The organism is Mesorhizobium kowhaii (assembly GCF_003253745.1).
GTDB classification, from domain to species: domain Bacteria; phylum Pseudomonadota; class Alphaproteobacteria; order Rhizobiales; family Rhizobiaceae; genus Mesorhizobium; species Mesorhizobium kowhaii.
On record NZ_MZXV01000064.1, the window covers coordinates 47,746 to 62,373 of the forward strand.

General features: G+C 58.4%; 13 protein-coding genes and 1 pseudogene. 11 read left to right on the top strand and 3 right to left on the bottom strand.

Features of this window, described 5'->3' with window-relative positions; translation table 11 throughout:
- Positions 1–405: 405 nt before the first annotated feature.
- The 10 genes and pseudogenes from B5V02_RS30385 to B5V02_RS30425 all read left to right on the top strand — a co-directional run bounded on the left by B5V02_RS30385 (position 406) and on the right by B5V02_RS30425 (position 10,489).
- Positions 406–1,422, top strand: a complete 1,017-nt coding sequence (locus tag B5V02_RS30385) for a DUF1403 family protein (protein ID WP_111547744.1) — start codon at positions 406–408, stop codon at positions 1,420–1,422.
- 5 nt (positions 1,423–1,427) lie between these two features.
- Positions 1,428–2,149: pseudogene (gene scpB, locus B5V02_RS30390) on the top strand (SMC-Scp complex subunit ScpB).
- 402 nt (positions 2,150–2,551) lie between these two features.
- A complete protein-coding gene (locus B5V02_RS30395; protein WP_111547745.1) occupies positions 2,552–3,133 on the top strand; it encodes a hypothetical protein in 582 nt (193 codons plus the stop codon).
- Positions 3,134–3,248: 115 nt separating this feature from the next.
- Positions 3,249–3,476, top strand: coding sequence for a hypothetical protein (locus B5V02_RS40250; RefSeq protein ID WP_146606176.1), 228 nt, complete (start codon positions 3,249–3,251; stop codon positions 3,474–3,476).
- A gap of 139 nt (positions 3,477–3,615) precedes the next feature.
- Complete coding sequence (locus tag B5V02_RS30400; protein ID WP_111547717.1) at positions 3,616–4,206, top strand: RNA polymerase sigma factor; 591 nt, start codon at positions 3,616–3,618, stop codon at positions 4,204–4,206.
- A complete protein-coding gene (locus tag B5V02_RS30405) occupies positions 4,203–4,592 on the top strand; it encodes a hypothetical protein (RefSeq protein ID WP_111547718.1) in 390 nt (129 codons plus the stop codon). The genes B5V02_RS30400 and B5V02_RS30405 overlap by 4 nt, the downstream gene beginning before the upstream one ends.
- On the top strand, positions 4,592–5,356 hold the full coding sequence (locus tag B5V02_RS30410) for a hypothetical protein (RefSeq protein WP_111547719.1): 765 nt from the start codon (positions 4,592–4,594) through the stop codon (positions 5,354–5,356). The genes B5V02_RS30405 and B5V02_RS30410 overlap by 1 nt, the downstream gene beginning before the upstream one ends.
- A 17-nt stretch (positions 5,357–5,373) precedes the next feature.
- Positions 5,374–6,552, top strand: coding sequence for a hypothetical protein (locus tag B5V02_RS30415; RefSeq protein ID WP_146606177.1), 1,179 nt, complete (start codon positions 5,374–5,376; stop codon positions 6,550–6,552).
- A 27-nt stretch (positions 6,553–6,579) separates the two neighbouring features.
- Entirely contained in the window at positions 6,580–8,448 is a 1,869-nt protein-coding gene (locus B5V02_RS30420) for an ATP-binding protein (RefSeq protein WP_111547721.1), read from the top strand.
- 199 nt (positions 8,449–8,647) lie between these two features.
- Positions 8,648–10,489, top strand: coding sequence for a Z1 domain-containing protein (locus tag B5V02_RS30425; protein WP_111547722.1), 1,842 nt, complete (start codon positions 8,648–8,650; stop codon positions 10,487–10,489).
- 3 nt (positions 10,490–10,492) lie between these two features.
- Here the strand turns inward: B5V02_RS30425 and B5V02_RS30430 are convergent, their stop codons facing one another.
- Positions 10,493–11,683, bottom strand: coding sequence for a class I SAM-dependent methyltransferase (locus B5V02_RS30430; protein WP_111547723.1), 1,191 nt, complete (start codon positions 11,681–11,683; stop codon positions 10,493–10,495).
- 114 nt (positions 11,684–11,797) lie between these two features.
- On the opposite strand from B5V02_RS30430, the gene B5V02_RS41970 reads away from it, so the two are divergent.
- Entirely contained in the window at positions 11,798–12,607 is an 810-nt protein-coding gene (locus B5V02_RS41970) for a DUF6088 family protein (RefSeq protein WP_111547724.1), read from the top strand.
- Between the two features lie 214 nt (positions 12,608–12,821).
- Here the strand turns inward: B5V02_RS41970 and B5V02_RS30440 are convergent, their stop codons facing one another.
- Together B5V02_RS30440 and B5V02_RS40255 are read right to left on the bottom strand one after the other, a co-directional pair.
- Entirely contained in the window at positions 12,822–13,436 is a 615-nt protein-coding gene (locus B5V02_RS30440; protein ID WP_111547725.1) for a hypothetical protein, read from the bottom strand.
- Between the two features lie 683 nt (positions 13,437–14,119).
- The gene (locus B5V02_RS40255; RefSeq protein WP_146606178.1) at positions 14,120–14,557 is read right to left on the bottom strand and encodes a hypothetical protein; all 438 of its coding nucleotides are present in this window, start codon (positions 14,555–14,557) and stop codon (positions 14,120–14,122) included.
- Positions 14,558–14,628 lie beyond the last annotated feature (71 nt).

Here is a 14,628-nt window from a genome sequence, read left to right on the forward strand (position 1 = left end):
TGATTTCAGGTTCGATTGGGCGGGCGCTGTGATGATTTGGCTGGGGCGGCTTCTGGCCGCTGCAATCTTGACGGAGGGTTTATAGAATAGGCAATCACGCGGGATTTAGAGTTGGTGATCCGGGCTCGGCCTCTTCGAAAGGTGTCTCGGAAGCAGGTCGCCGCGACCAACTCCGGGTACCGCGATAGTCGCGACGAGAAGACGGGTGACGTTGAGTGGCTGCACCGAGCCGTCGTCCGGGTGTCCCGAAGAGTGATGTTGGCCGGCTAACCTGTTGCAAGTGGAAGGAGTAGAGTTAAACGACTGATAATGCAAGATTATCATTCGTTGTTGGCGCGCGACAAGCACAGCGCTTTTCGGCCATTTCAGTTGCTAAAAGCGCCGCCATGATTCATCGTGCTTTCGATGATTCTGCGTCCCAAACCCGCTCCGCGCCACCACGCCACCACGCTTGTTCGTGCCCCCTCGATGGCAACGGTGCCGACCTGGTTGCGCAGGGCCGCCCTCGACGCCCAAACGGTTGCGGGACAAGGCATCGAGGACATTGCGGTCACGGCCGGCGCCGCCATCGGTGCGCTCGATGCGGTGGTCCGCCGGCAGGAGCGGTGGGCCGGCGCCTGGCGGCAGCGCCTGGCGCTTTTGGCGGCTGCGGTCACGGCACGGCAGGCAGGGCGCGTCGAGGACGAAGGCGCGCTGCGCGACGCCGTGCTGCTCACACGCCCGGGCGATTTTTTGTCCGTCGGCCCCGCCGGATCGATGCTGCTTGCCTGGCACCGGCTGGCCGGCACGCCTGCCGAGAAACTGCTGACCGAGGCGAGCATCGGCGCGGTGCTGGATGACCTCGGTCTCCGCCGCGACGACGACGCAGTCGGCGAACTGGCAGATGATCTTCGACAGCTTTCCGCGAACATCGGAATGGTCGGCATGCTGACCGGCGCATTCACGGCCGCCGAAAGGTATGGCTTCGCACGAGCCTTCGGATGTTGGCTCGCGGACGCCCTGGTGGCGCAACGGGTGGGTTGGGCCTACGCGGTGCCGCTGCTGGGCGCCGAGGCAGCCTTGGGGCCAAGCGCCCGCCCGCGTCGATCGGCAGCCAGCTCCGTGGCGACAAGCATTGGGATAGATCCTGAACGTGGGAAGGATCTGCTTACCGCGCAGGCGCGCGCCGCGTTGCGCGCCATTGATCTTTCCGCGGAGCTCGAGCGCCGCGCGGACCGGTTGCTTGGCGTCGCGCCGAAACTTAGGGCCAAGGCAGCGGACCTCGTCGTCGGCAAGCTGCTGTCCCACGACGCGATCGTCGCTTCGGAACAGATCGCGGGTATGAGCGACCGTGGGTTACGCCGCCTGTTCGACCGGCTGGTCGAGCTCGGCGCCGTACGCGAGCTGTCCGGCCGCCCCACCTTCCGCATCTACGGACTGTGAAGACGATGACGGGGAGTGCACGTAGGAGAAGGGGAGGAGCGCAAGGAGACGACGGCCGGCCAAATGACCATTTGTTGGATCGGGAACTGGATCATCTGCCGCCGGAGGCGCGCTGGCGCGAATGGATGAATCGGGTCGAAGCAACGATCTTTGCCGCCAGCGAACCGGTCGGCCGCGAAACGTTGGCACGCATCGTCGGCAAGAGCTGCAGCATCGATCTTTTGATCGACGACATCCGCGAAGAGCTGCGTGGCCGGCCCTACGACCTGGTCGCCGTCGCCGGCGGTTTTCGGCACCTGACCCGGCCGGCCTATGCCGACGCTATTCGCAGTGCATTTGGCACGGCCGCCGGCGGCAACGGGCGTGCCGCGGACCTCACACAGTCGGACGTGCTGGTGCTGATGTGCATCGCCTACTTCCAGCCGATCACGCGTGGAGAATTGTCGTCGTTCTTCGGCAAGGAGATCAGTCGCGATTTTATTGGTCATCTGCGCGGCGCCGGCCTGATCGCTTCCGGTCCGCGTAGCCCGACGCCGGGCGCGCCCTACACCTACGTCACGACCAAGGAATTCCCCTGTAGTTCGATCTCGACACGCTGCGCGACCTGCCGGATTTCGAGGCGCTCGAGGATGCCGGACTGCTGTCGAAGGAGAAGTTGCTGGGCGGCGACATCATGCCCGACTTTGCAGCCGGCAATGAGGACTTTGGAGGCGAGACGAGCGAATAGCGGGGCGTTGACGACGCAACTGGCCGACAGTTGGCGCTCGTGTAGGCATTGTCCGAAATTTGTCGGCTTATTTCGGACATGGATCGAAATCAGCCGGCCCTCGTTTGGTCTGGCCTGATCCAGGACAGGCTGAAAGTGAGAAAACGGGAGACGCTCGACCTCGTTGAAACGAGCTTGACTGCGCGAGATGACGGGCAGGGGATGTCTCGCACAAAATTCGACCAACTAAAAATCCCCCTTTGTTGAAAGCTGTCAGAAACGGGCTATTTTTCTGACACAAGCGATGGCATTGGAAAGACTTGACCGGCACCATTTTTGAAGCGATTGGCGGGATGCAGATTTCTGCGAAAAATTGCTTCATCGCGGGTGGTGTGCGGTCTCCACGGTGCCCACGAGCGGAACATGAACGAAATCGATGCAGACGATCACACTGATGATCTCTTTTCAACTCCGTCGGACGTCGAACTTCTCCAACTACTACTGGCCGACCTGCACGATGACCTAGCAGGCCGACTCGGCCGGTATCACTATTTGATCGATCACGGACGCTCGTTGGGGATTGGCGGAACGCTTCTCTTTGGAGGAACTGTAGCTCATACGGCGTTGATCGAGGCCCGGTCGTCATTCGTCCACGGCAATTTCGCCGCGACCATTTTACTTTGCCAATCGCTTGCGGAAAATACTCTGGCCGGGTTTCTGCATGTAGCAGGAGAGGATCTTCCGCCGAAGGTGGGTTTTCATGAAACCCTTAGGCGAAGCTCAGCCAACGGCTTTCTCTCCTCGGGAGAGGTCACTGATCTCAAACGATTGGCGGACCTCCGCAACCCGCTCTCTCATTTCCGGAACGTAAACGACCCGGACAATTTGGTGAGGCGTTCCGTCACCGGCGGAGAGCTCGCCGAAGATGTTCTTGCCCACGATGCACATTTTGCGATCGCAACCGCCATTCGGCTCATGTCGAAGGCACCGTTTCGAGTCGGATAAACGGCGAAACGCGAAAAGAGCGCAGCGCCAGGAGGACTATCTTCTCCAGCAAACACATCGCGCGACGCCCTTCGATCTCCACTCCCTTGGCAGGCGCAGGTCCTTGGCTCGGGTTATGGCAGAGGAGCTTTCATGGTGGGCTGATCAAGACGAAAAGGTGCTCGGCTTTGTCTTTCGTGACATCACGGATGACGATTTTGGTTGGCAATTGCTGGGTCGTGATCAAGTCGAGCGCTTCACTCTAGGGCGAAAACGGCCGTCACCTTGCCCTGAATCCAGCAGCTTTCGCGGTGCCGCGGTATCGTTCACGCGTCGCTTTCCAAGCCATCGGTTCTTGAGCTGACTTTCGTGCATAATCTGTAACGGCGAAAAATTCCTATTTCGCGCGTCCAGATTCGCCGTTGAGCGGCAGATATATGACGTCGAACAAAGATCGGCACCGAATCAGCCGGTGACGTCGACCGGACGGTGAGAGGACTAGAATGTCGAAACAGAAAGAACTCCTGACGCTACATGGTCAGCTTCTGGCGGGTGATACGCGTGCCGCCTCGAAGATCGTTGAGTTGGTCATTGCGTCGCTGGTTGCCATCGTTAAGCGCGACGTAGCTGGTCTCCATGACCATCAGGATGTCGAAGAGGCCTGCTTCGACGCCTTGTTCAAATATCTGGCTGCCCCGACGAATTACAATCCTCAGCTCGCTGAGCTGACAACGTACCTCGCCGCTATCGCCAAAGGCAAAGCTATGACCCTTCGGCGCTCGCAGGCTCGCCGCACAAAACATGAGGGTACGTATTCGGCGATCGAAAATACTTCTGATGATCCGTTAGCGACAGTCGACGACGAGGATTCAATGATCCAGCAGATCGACTGGGAGCGATTTGGCGACCAATTGGTGAAGGATCCTGGCGACGCAGTCATCGTCAACCTCATAAAGGTGGGTGCGAGTTCGGTGCCCGTAGTCGCTCAAGCTCTCGGCTTGACCGCCGATGAAGCTGGGCTAGAGGAAGCGGGAAGACGGTTGGAGCGTATCCGCGGCAGAGCTCGCCGCTTTGGGGAGGGGACGAAGGCATGATTAATACGGAGATTACAATGGACCGAAATTCAGCAGAGACCGAACGTCTGGGGCGCGCGATGGCCCAGGCGGCGCGTGATCGATCCGATTTCGTCGGTAGTGCTCTGGCGATTTGGGAACGTGCAAATCCAGGGCGCTCGGCCACCGTCGAGCTGCGTTGTGATGAGAACCAGCTGTGGCGGCTCGCGGTAACACCGCGGCCGGAAGGCGCTGCAATACCCGGGGCGGCAATGGAGTTGGCCACCGCGTTGGGCGTTAATCCACTGGCCCTCGTCAATATGCTACGTTTCGCTGAAAGCGCAAAGGCCTTCGCGAATGCCAATGACGACGGCGAAATGCTGATCGCCGCGCTCGACGTGGACGAGGAGAAACAGGATACCGATTGATGGCGTTTGACGCCGCCGCAGTTGCAGCGCGAATTACAGCCGGAGCCGACTTTGTCGGCTCCGGCTTTCCGCGTGATCTCGCCGAATGCGCACCGCTGACCTTGCCCGTTTCGATCATTGTCCGCGCTGGCCTTACCACCGCGGACGTCGTCCAGACGCTGGCTGTCGCGACCGGTCGCGCAGCCGCGTCCCTACGAAAACGACGCCTGCGCGGCTGCTTGGTTGCCCACCGAGGCTTCGGTATGATTTTTCTCGACGAAGATGATTCAGCGCTCGTGAGGTTCGCTCTCGCGCATGAACTGGCCCATTTTGCAGGTCATTACTTAACGCGGCGCGAACTCGCGATCGCTCGCCTTGGCCCGGCGATCATTGACGTACTCGATGGCCTTCGAGCGCCGACGGCACCGGAACAACTTGCGGGCATTTTGTCGGGATGCCCGCTCGGCATGTTTGCGGACGTGATGGAACGGGACGACGGTGTACCACTGACAGCCGCCGCGGAAGTCATGGAATATGAAGCCGATGAGGCTGCGTTCCTTGCCCTCGCCCCTATAGGCATTGTCATTGCCCGCACGCTTGGTCGAAGTGGGCGCATCGATCGGGCAGCGGCCACCGCCTGCTTGATAGAAACCTTTGGGCTGTCACCGGGCGATGCCGATCGTCACGCGCCGCGTATCGTGAACGCTGCGGGCCGCAATCGCCCTTCCTTAGTGGAGCAACTTCGCAAGGCGGCGTCCAAGATAGAGCGCGAGCGGCATATGTAGGATAAAAGGAACGGCGCATGGCTAATTCTGCTGTCGACCAAGATGAAGCTAAATCGGCGCCACGCGAAGCGGGATCGGCAGCTGGGCGGAGCTACGAGGACGCTACCGGCGAGCGCATTGAGGACACGCTCGACATCGACAATTGGGACCCCGCCCACCGGATGGCGGAGCAGTTTGATCGTCTGCAGAGGGAGATTATTGCGGCGCAAGTCCGGGAAATGGAAGCCCGCCGCGACATTCGCGAGCAGGCCTTCCCTTTGATCGCCCGCCGCGAAGGTGCTCCCCGTGATGCTGGAGTTCATGAAGTCGAACTTGGCGAGTTGCGGACAGTTCAGCAGCACTTGCTATTCAGCGGGCATGTCCAAGCCGTTGATGGGGCGTCGGTCGTTCATCAGACGCTTCCGATGACGATCTTTCAGACCTCCATAGCACTTGCGACCTATCTGGGCGACCATGGGACCTGGGGCCACCGAGTGTTTCAGAAGGACGTCAAGGTCTCAGGACGCACCGCGCTTGATCGAACGCTCGCCTTGCTTGCCCAACGCAAAGCAGCCGAGGATGCCGAGGAAGCGGGCGTATCGGACATGCTGCGACGCGGATTGATGGCCAATGCCGAGTTGGCGGTCATGGCGCGCAAGGCAGAAGCGCCATGGCGGATGGGCCATGGCCATCCCCTGCCGAAGGAATTGCTCACGGGGGCTGGGATGCCCGAACTGATCGAGTTGTCCGTTCCGCTTTTTCGTGAGTTGCTGCTCGACCACAAGCGCTTCGTCTATGTTCCGCACGGATCGAACGACCGCCTGCTGCGGACCATCGGCGATGCGTTACTCCCCCTTGAATATGCGATCGTCGACGATCTGAACTCCTACATGCACGGCGTCATCACTCAAGGTCACTATGGAACGGGCCGATTCCAGAAAGCGCTGCGGATGCTTGAGGGCTTTCAGGCGGACGCCAGTGGGAAGCTTGTCGCCGGCGTCTTTCGCGTCTCGCCGCACTCGTCAAGTCAGGTGTTCTATGCCCATGCCGAACACGCCAGCGAAGCTGCTATCGTCGCGATGGCGGATGCTGTGCTTGTTGAAGCGCGAGGCTACCCGATGCTGCTCGATCTCGCCGGCGGTATCTGCCGCGAGATGTTCCCATCAGACGCGATCTTCAAGCCGGCAGCGGCGGTCATGACTCAATATGGCGCGTGAAGCGCCTCGCCCATTCAGGAGAGTGAAATGCCCAAAGCGAACCGAGACCAGGAACCGGCTAGCGATGCATCGGAGGTGGCTGACCGTGCGTCAACGAGCCGCGCGGCCGTGAAGAATTTGATCGAGACGTCAGAAAAGGCCGGCGGTCAGAAGAAGCTGCCGGCTGTTTACGATGGATCTTTCGGGCGAACCCTGTACGACACCTCCGGCTCGTCCGATGGATCGGTGACGGTTGTGATGCCGCCGGACAAAATTCTGAACGTAACGTCGCAGGCGCTTCTTCGCATCGAAAGCCATCCCGACGGTCGCCGCTATGTCGGAACTGTGTCGGCCGGACCGTTCTATGATCCGGATGGTATTAGCGCTGATTCGACCGCCATGGTGATCTCGGCGGTCAATGGCGCAATCGGCATGCCCGGGCACCACGGCCGTCTTCAGCTTCAGCTGCTCGGCGAGGAAAGAGGGGGTCGCATCGGGCCTGCCAATCGGCGACCGATTCCGAATTCGCCCGTCTTCCTGGTTGATGATGCAGAGATGTCTTCGATTCTGGGCTTGGAGGGCGATTTCGCCATCGGCCGCGTAATGGGCCACGAAACAGTCGACGTACCGGTGCCGGTTCACAAGAAGTCTGTACTCTATCGGCATACGGGGGTTCTGGGCACAACGGGCGGCGGCAAATCTACGACGATCACCAACTACGCCGCCGGCATCGCGGAAGAGGGGGCGGCGGTCATTCTGCTCGATACCGAAGGCGAGTACACCACCATGCACGAGGTGACCGCGGATGCCGATATGCTGGCGCTTGCCAGGGCGCAGGGTCTCCCCGTTAAAGGCGTACCCAACACACATGTTCTGACGCTCGTCGGCCGTGAGCCCAGCAATCCTGACCACCCGTCACATACCGAGTTCACGCTCGAATTCAGCGTGCTATCACCATGGACCGCGATAGAAATACTCGGGATGAACGATGCACAACAAGGTCGTTTCCTCGCCGCGTATGATATCGGTCGACGCCTGCTGGGCGACATCAACATTTTTCCGGTCAAGAAGGACGTCGAGTCGGAACGCCAGGCCCTGGATTGGGATGAAATGGAGTCAGGCTATCCACACCTGACCCTGGCGCTGCTAATCGACGTCGTTTCTGCATGCATCGCGCACCTCAAGAAAGGTGAAGTCACATTTTGGGCCAGCGACCTGATGCGCAAACGGTCGGACGCGCAGGCCAAGCTCAAAGAAATCATTGATCAGACTGAACTTGAGAAAGTCCCGTCGAGCTGGATGAAGGTTTCCGGCCTCCTCTGGCGCATGCACCGGTTGAAAATCTTCGATCGTGCCGATGCCGCGCACCTAGATGTCCCGGCGATGCTCAAACCAGGTCGGGTCAACATCATCGACCTTTCAGATCTCGACAGCCCAGTGCTGCGAAACTTAGCGATCGCGCAGGTTTTGCGGCAGCTGCAAACCGAGCAGGAGCGTGCGTACGAGTTGGCAAGCGTCAAGGGGCAGACGCCAACGCCAGTTAATCTCATTATCGAGGAGGCACACGAATTTCTGTCGACGGCACGAATCCGACAGATGCCGACGTTGTATGAGCAGGTTGCCCGCATTGCTAAGCGCGGGCGTAAGCGTTGGCTGGGCTTAACGTTCGTCACGCAGCTGCCGCAGAATTTGCCCGATGAGGTGTTGGCGTTGATCAACAACTGGATCCTGCACAAGATTCAGGACGAAAGCGTCGTCGGCCGGTTGCGGCGGACTATTCCTGCTATTGATCAGAGCATGTGGCGCTCGCTTGCGTCGCTGCAGCCGGGGCAGGCCGTCGTTAGTCTTGCGCACATGCGTCGCCCGATCATGACGCAGATCCATCCCTCGACCGCGAAGCTGAGGCTGGAAAGCTGACAGATGTTTGAGCTGTCAGACCGGTGTCGATCCGCGTGCACCAGATGTTTGCGTTAGGAGGCATAGGATGGGAAAGGGGGCCGCCTGTTGTAGAAGCTGGACGCACATTTTTCCCAACCTGAATAATTGCGAAGAAGTATAGTAAAATCGATTCTCTATTCTATCCATAAACGCAGCCGACCAATGAGGGTGATTTTTAGTGACAGCCGTAATCGATCTCGCGAAATTCAAGGCAAAAGCAAAACTCAATGATCGGTATGTCAAACAACTGAAGCGATTGCAGACTGCCGACGTTCCTACGACGAGCATCGAGGTGGCGGTTAACGGCGCGGTCTCCAACCTTGCAAAGGCCAGCACATCGGCGCTCGTGATCTATGGCGAGCCGCAGAGCGGCAAGACCGAGATGATGATCTGTCTGACGGCAAAGCTGCTCGATCAGGGGCACAAGATCATTGTCCATCTCATGAACGATAGTGTCGATCTGCTCACTCAGAATTTGCGTCGCTTCAAGACATCCGGCCTAGCCCCCGCTCCTCGCAACTCCTCCGAGTTGCTTCAGACGTCGAACGGCCAGAAGCCCGCCGAGTTGGTTGTTTTCTGCAAAAAGAACGCGCGAGATCTCGAGAAACTGATCGATCGACTCAAAGATGTAGGAAGGATCGTCGTGATCGATGACGAGGCCGATTATGCCACGCCAAACTCCAAGGTGAACAAGGGTACGAAGACGACCATCAACGACCTCGTTGGGCAGCTGATTGGCAGCGATGGCTTCTATATCGGCGTCACCGCGACACCCGCGCGGCTCGACCTCAACAACACCTTTAAGAATGACACTGAAAAGTGGGTGAGTTTCCCACCACACGCCAAATATACGGGCCAGGACGTGTTCTTTCCGCTCGACAAGAAAGTGTCTTATCGCCTGACCTATCTTCAGCAGGGCGGCAATCCGCAGGAAGCGCGGGACGCGCTCGTTCGGTTTCTTGTTACGGTCGCCTACCTCAATAAGGTCGTGAACGACGAAGAGAAAAACTACACGATGCTGGTGCACACGAGCGGCAAGAAGCTCGACCATGAGGCCGACCGCGTCACGATCGAAGAGGCTGTGCATGCGTTGACCGAGGCCGACAGCACGGACTTCGATACGCTTGTTACCAGCGTCTATGCGACGGCGCAGCACCTGTATCCGGCGGCTGATCCCGATGAACTCACCAGCTATGTCGTGGAAAACGCTTCGCGTACGAGCCTCGTGGTACTGAACAGCGAACGGGACCGAATAGCAGCAGGGGATAGCGCCACCGAGCCCTCCTCTCCGTTCACCATTATCATCGGCGGGAATATCGTTTCGCGCGGCGTCACCTTCCCAAACCTTCTGTCGATGTTTTTCACGCGTAACGTGCAGCACAAGTTGCAGCAGGATACTTACATCCAGCGGGCACGCATGTTCGGCGCGCGCGGCGCGTATCTTGAACATTTCGAACTGACAATCCCAACCCAACTCTATGCCGATTGGCATCGTTGCTTCGTCTTTCATCGGCTGGCGCTTGCGACAGTTCGGAGTGAGCTGGGGTCGCCGGTCTGGATCGGAGATAGTCGCGTGTCTGTGGCGTCGGACCCCAGTATCGATAAGGCAACCGTCGCGCTCGACAAGGGCGAGATGTCGTTCGGCATGTTCGATTACACGGCAGAACTCGATCAGATCGTGCTTGATGGCCCATCGAGCATTGTGACGCTGGATGCACTTCGCGCCAAACTCGGCAACGACGCGCTGCCGCAATTCCTGATCGACTACATCATGGCAGTGATGGCCGGAGGTGGGGGCACGCTCGCCATTCACGCTGCCTCGACGATTGCCAATTACGGCAGTACCGCCAATCAGGCGGCGATATCACGCGATAAGGGGTTCATGGGCAAAAGCCAGCTCGAGCCCAAGAAATTTCCGATGGCCATCCATCATGTGAAGATTTTCTACAATGCGAACGGACGAGCAAAGCTGTTCTACAAGTACAAGGGCAGCTTGCAGTTCATCCAGAATCTCGCCTGACAGTCAGGTGCGCGCGAATGTGAGGATCGTCTCAGTGCGCATTCGCTTGCCAAGCGGTTCGCTCGTCATTGGTAGATAGCGGCTGCGCAACGGCAAAGGCCGCTCGGTTTCGCTAATCAACGTCAACCCAGCGAGGCGAGCAGCGGTGGCGACCGCTTCAGAATTTCTGATGAACACTTCGCGCAAGCAGGAATTGCCTACGACGAATGTCGCGCGTGCTCCAGCTTTTAGCACGCGTGCGATTTCGCCGACCATAAGACGGATGTCCTGGACATAGCGGGCGATCATCGACGCGAATTTCGTGGGAAGCTGATCGATCTCGCCCATCGCAGCCTGCATCGTTGCCAGCTCGATGGCTTCGTCAGCTTTATCGGGTGCCCGCTCGGCACCGATACTGTTGGAGCGGATCGCACGAAGGTCTCTAAGGCGATGGCCGAGCCAGATAAGAGACAGACGATGTCCACGCATGTAGTCAATAGCGTTGAGATAGGGGGGCGACGTCAGAACCGCGTCGACGCTGGCGTCCGCGACGGACGTCAGGGTTCGCGCATCGCCGAGAGTAATGGCGGCGCCACCGGGAGGTGGAGCTTCGCTCAGGCGCTTCCTTACAGCGTTAATTGAGCGATCGAACATTGGTCTGACCGCGAAGTCGTTAGATGTTGCGACCCTGTGCGGTCGACTGTGCGAGACGTCGCGGGCCAGCGAAGCTCCTTTGTCCTTGGTAATGATGAGGCGGCTGAGCGCGATCTTCAACAGGTCGATCGCCAAGTGTTCATCCGGGCTGGTGAGTTCCGCGCTAAGCTGATCCAAGGCACAAGCGATGCGGCGCAACTCGGCTTTCTGCGGATCAGCGAACCAGAAGTCGGCAAACGCCACTGTCTCGGGATCATTGTCCATCCACGGTAGGAAGGCTTCGTCAACAGATAGCGCATCGATTCGTTTATTTACACGCTCAGCGAGATCGAGGACCAAGGCATCGTTGACTGAGGCCGTCAACACGCGGGTCATGAGAACTGCGAGAGGGTCCATATCGAAGCCAATCGCTTGGTGACCGAGATCGGTCGCCTGGCGAAGAACGGTTCCGGAACCTGCCATCGGGTCGAGCACTAAGCCTGCGGACGATAGCTCGTTTAGCTTTTCGAGAGCTAGTTCCGGGGCCATACGTGCCGGGAAGGGATGAATGGAGCGGATCACGTTCGACCTCCCGGGGCGTCTTTGTCCGAAACTTACCGCATCCTTCGGACAACGTAAAGCTCGGAGTTGCTTTTGTCCGAAAAATACCGCATTTTTCGGACAAAGAGGTGAGTCATGCGCGGCCCTTCGCTCGATCTCAAGCCACAAATTCTCGACCGCATTGCAGCGGCTCCAAGTGCTGTCTGGACACCTGTGGACTTTCTCGACATCGGACCTCGCGCTGCCATAGACAAGGCACTCCAACGCCTCGTGAAAACCCAACAGCTGCAGCGTCTTGATCGGGGCTTGTACTACATGCCGCGCAAAAATAGCCTGACGGGTCGTTCGAGCGCCCCGGAGACACGCGCCGTAATCGACGCTGTAAGTCGACGCGATCAGGCCCGCCTTGTCGTCGATGGCCTCACTGCGGTGAATGATCTAGGTCTCACAACCGCCGTTCCCTCACAAGTAGTTGTACTCAGTGATGCGCGTCTGCGTCCAATAAAACTGGGCAGCCAAACTATCAAGTTTAGGCAGGCTGCGCCAAGTCGCCTTTTCTGGGCCGGACGACCTGCGATGCGGGTCGTCCAAGCCTTATACTGGCTTCAAGACGTTATAACGTCAGGGAATGAAGCGGACAGCACGGCACGGCTTCGGAACTTGCTCAGTGATCCGGCAAGAGGACAAGCGGTCCGCGACGATCTCCGCGACGGCCTACCGACCTTGCCAATATGGATGCAATCCTATCTCCGGGAGGTGTTGCAGGATGCCGATCCATCTCCTGAACTGCCTCTTGGAAGGGCGATGAGACACACGGTTTCGTCCAAGTCTCCTCGCGTTAAGCGCGAAAGCTTGCGGTGGATCGAAAAGACCGCAGGGTCCGATAATTTGACAGAAACCCGGAGAAAACCGAACAACAGAGCTTCGACGAAGACCTCATGGTGAACCCGCGCACGTGTATTATCGGCCCCAGATCTGGACGCAGCGGTAGCAGGGCACTTCTCATTGACGCCCGCAGCCGGAATGATGGACGCGCTCAAGCGAGACTACGACAGTATGGGCGGAATGATCTTCGGCTCGCTCCCTTCATTCGAGGACATCATCGCCGCTATAAGGGCGATCGACGACACGCTAAAACCACTTCGGTGACGAATCCCGACTATTCGTCATCTTCGAAATAATGTACCGGGTGCTCATTCGCGATTTCTGCAATACCGCCTCGGAGTGCCGCGTTGAGCGTGAGCATTGCGCGCTGAAGGTGGGGGACACTTACGTACACAGCCTCAGGTACCGGCGGCACTGCCTGCTTCGAGGCAACGTCAAATTTTTCCCCATAGCGAAACGCAGTGGAAGTGGGGTCTATTGCTGCAATCTCTTTAAGCCGCTTGATGATCCAAGTCGGAGCCGAAAATCCAGACGAGGCAATGACCGTTGCCTCAAGTTCGCCGGCGAGTTCCGAGAGATCGTGCGTCCTACGCGACGATCGTGTGATATCCTTCACCAACAATTCGAGTGAATGCCGATAGAGGTAAAGGGCCGGATTGACCAGTTTGTAGTCCTCCCAATCGCCACGCTTTATCGTTTCCAAAAGCATGTGTGCGGCGTCAAAGTACTGTTGCGCCATCTCAATGCGCGTCGGGATGAACTCATCCCCCACCATGAATCCTTGCGGACCGGAGAATGGATCTTCGCGAAGGATGTGCTCACCTGGTTCTTCGAACAACGGTCGATTCATTGCCTCATGGGTGAATATACGCTCCGTTTGCCTCCTCATTTAAGCTTCTCCGAGTTCGATGCCCATTTCGATGTCAACACGGCCTGCGCACGAAGGGCGTCAAGGGTTGCTCGCAGCCATCAGGACCTAGAACGTCCGAAGGCGGGATCATATCGATATTTTATCCTGAACCGGCAATTCGAAGTTGGGTGAAACCCTCGTGAACAGGGCTGCGACGCAGCATCATTGTCCGCGCCATGGCGGCCGCTCCTTGAAGAGATCTTCTGGCGCTCTACGCCATGACGGATGAACCTCACGCGAGGGGATACCACTTCGAGCGGCTGGTTACCGCGTTGTTCAAAGGAATATGGACGCAAGGGGAGGGTTTCGGCTGGCAGGTGAGCAAATCGATGGCTCGTTCCAGCATGGTGCAATCACATATCTGCTCGAGGCGAAATGGCATCGCGCAAGGATTGAAGCTGACGAGCTACATGCAGGGGAATGCTGAGCGAACGGCTGGAAGGGACGAGGGGGCTGTTCGTCAGCTTCGAAAGTTTCGCTGACGGTGCCCTCGAGGCGTTCACCGCGAGGCGCATCATTCTTGGGGACGGCATGGAATCTTTGAGGCGTTGACGCGGCGGATATCGTTTCCCGAAATCATCGCTGCCAAAGCGCGCCACGCTTCAGAATATCGCAATCCGTTCGCGCGTGTCCGGACACACCGGTCAGCCGGACGACTTCAGCTAAGATGGGCCCTCGATCTCTGATATTTCGCGGCGAACAGCTGAAACGAAATTCCGTTTGATGTCGTAAAAGGCATCCTTGGGTTCAGCATCGGCAGCTGCGTGCGAAGCCAAAGCGCTTCCGCAGACACCTCTTGCCGCTTCAACGACGGAGTCTGAACCGATCAACTCTACTTCGGATAGACGAGCGGTGAGAGTATGGAAAGCGGAGGCCTGGGCTGTTTTGGCTTCAAGGCCTTGGAGGACAAGGCGATCGGCTTCTGCAAGGAATTCGGTATAGAGGCGATGTCGGAGTGAGACCTTCTCTCTTACGATGCCGAGGCGCCATTCGTGGGTTTTCATTCCTCGCCCAACCCCATAGCTGATCGCGGCAGCCAGGATCGCGACGATGATGGTCCCCCCTGTTGAGATCAGTGACGCAAGAATTTCATTCGGCATGTCCAGCAAGCCTCCCCAAGGCTGCACCCTGACAGATTCGGTTGCCTTGCTGTAAGCGCCGAGCTAATTCC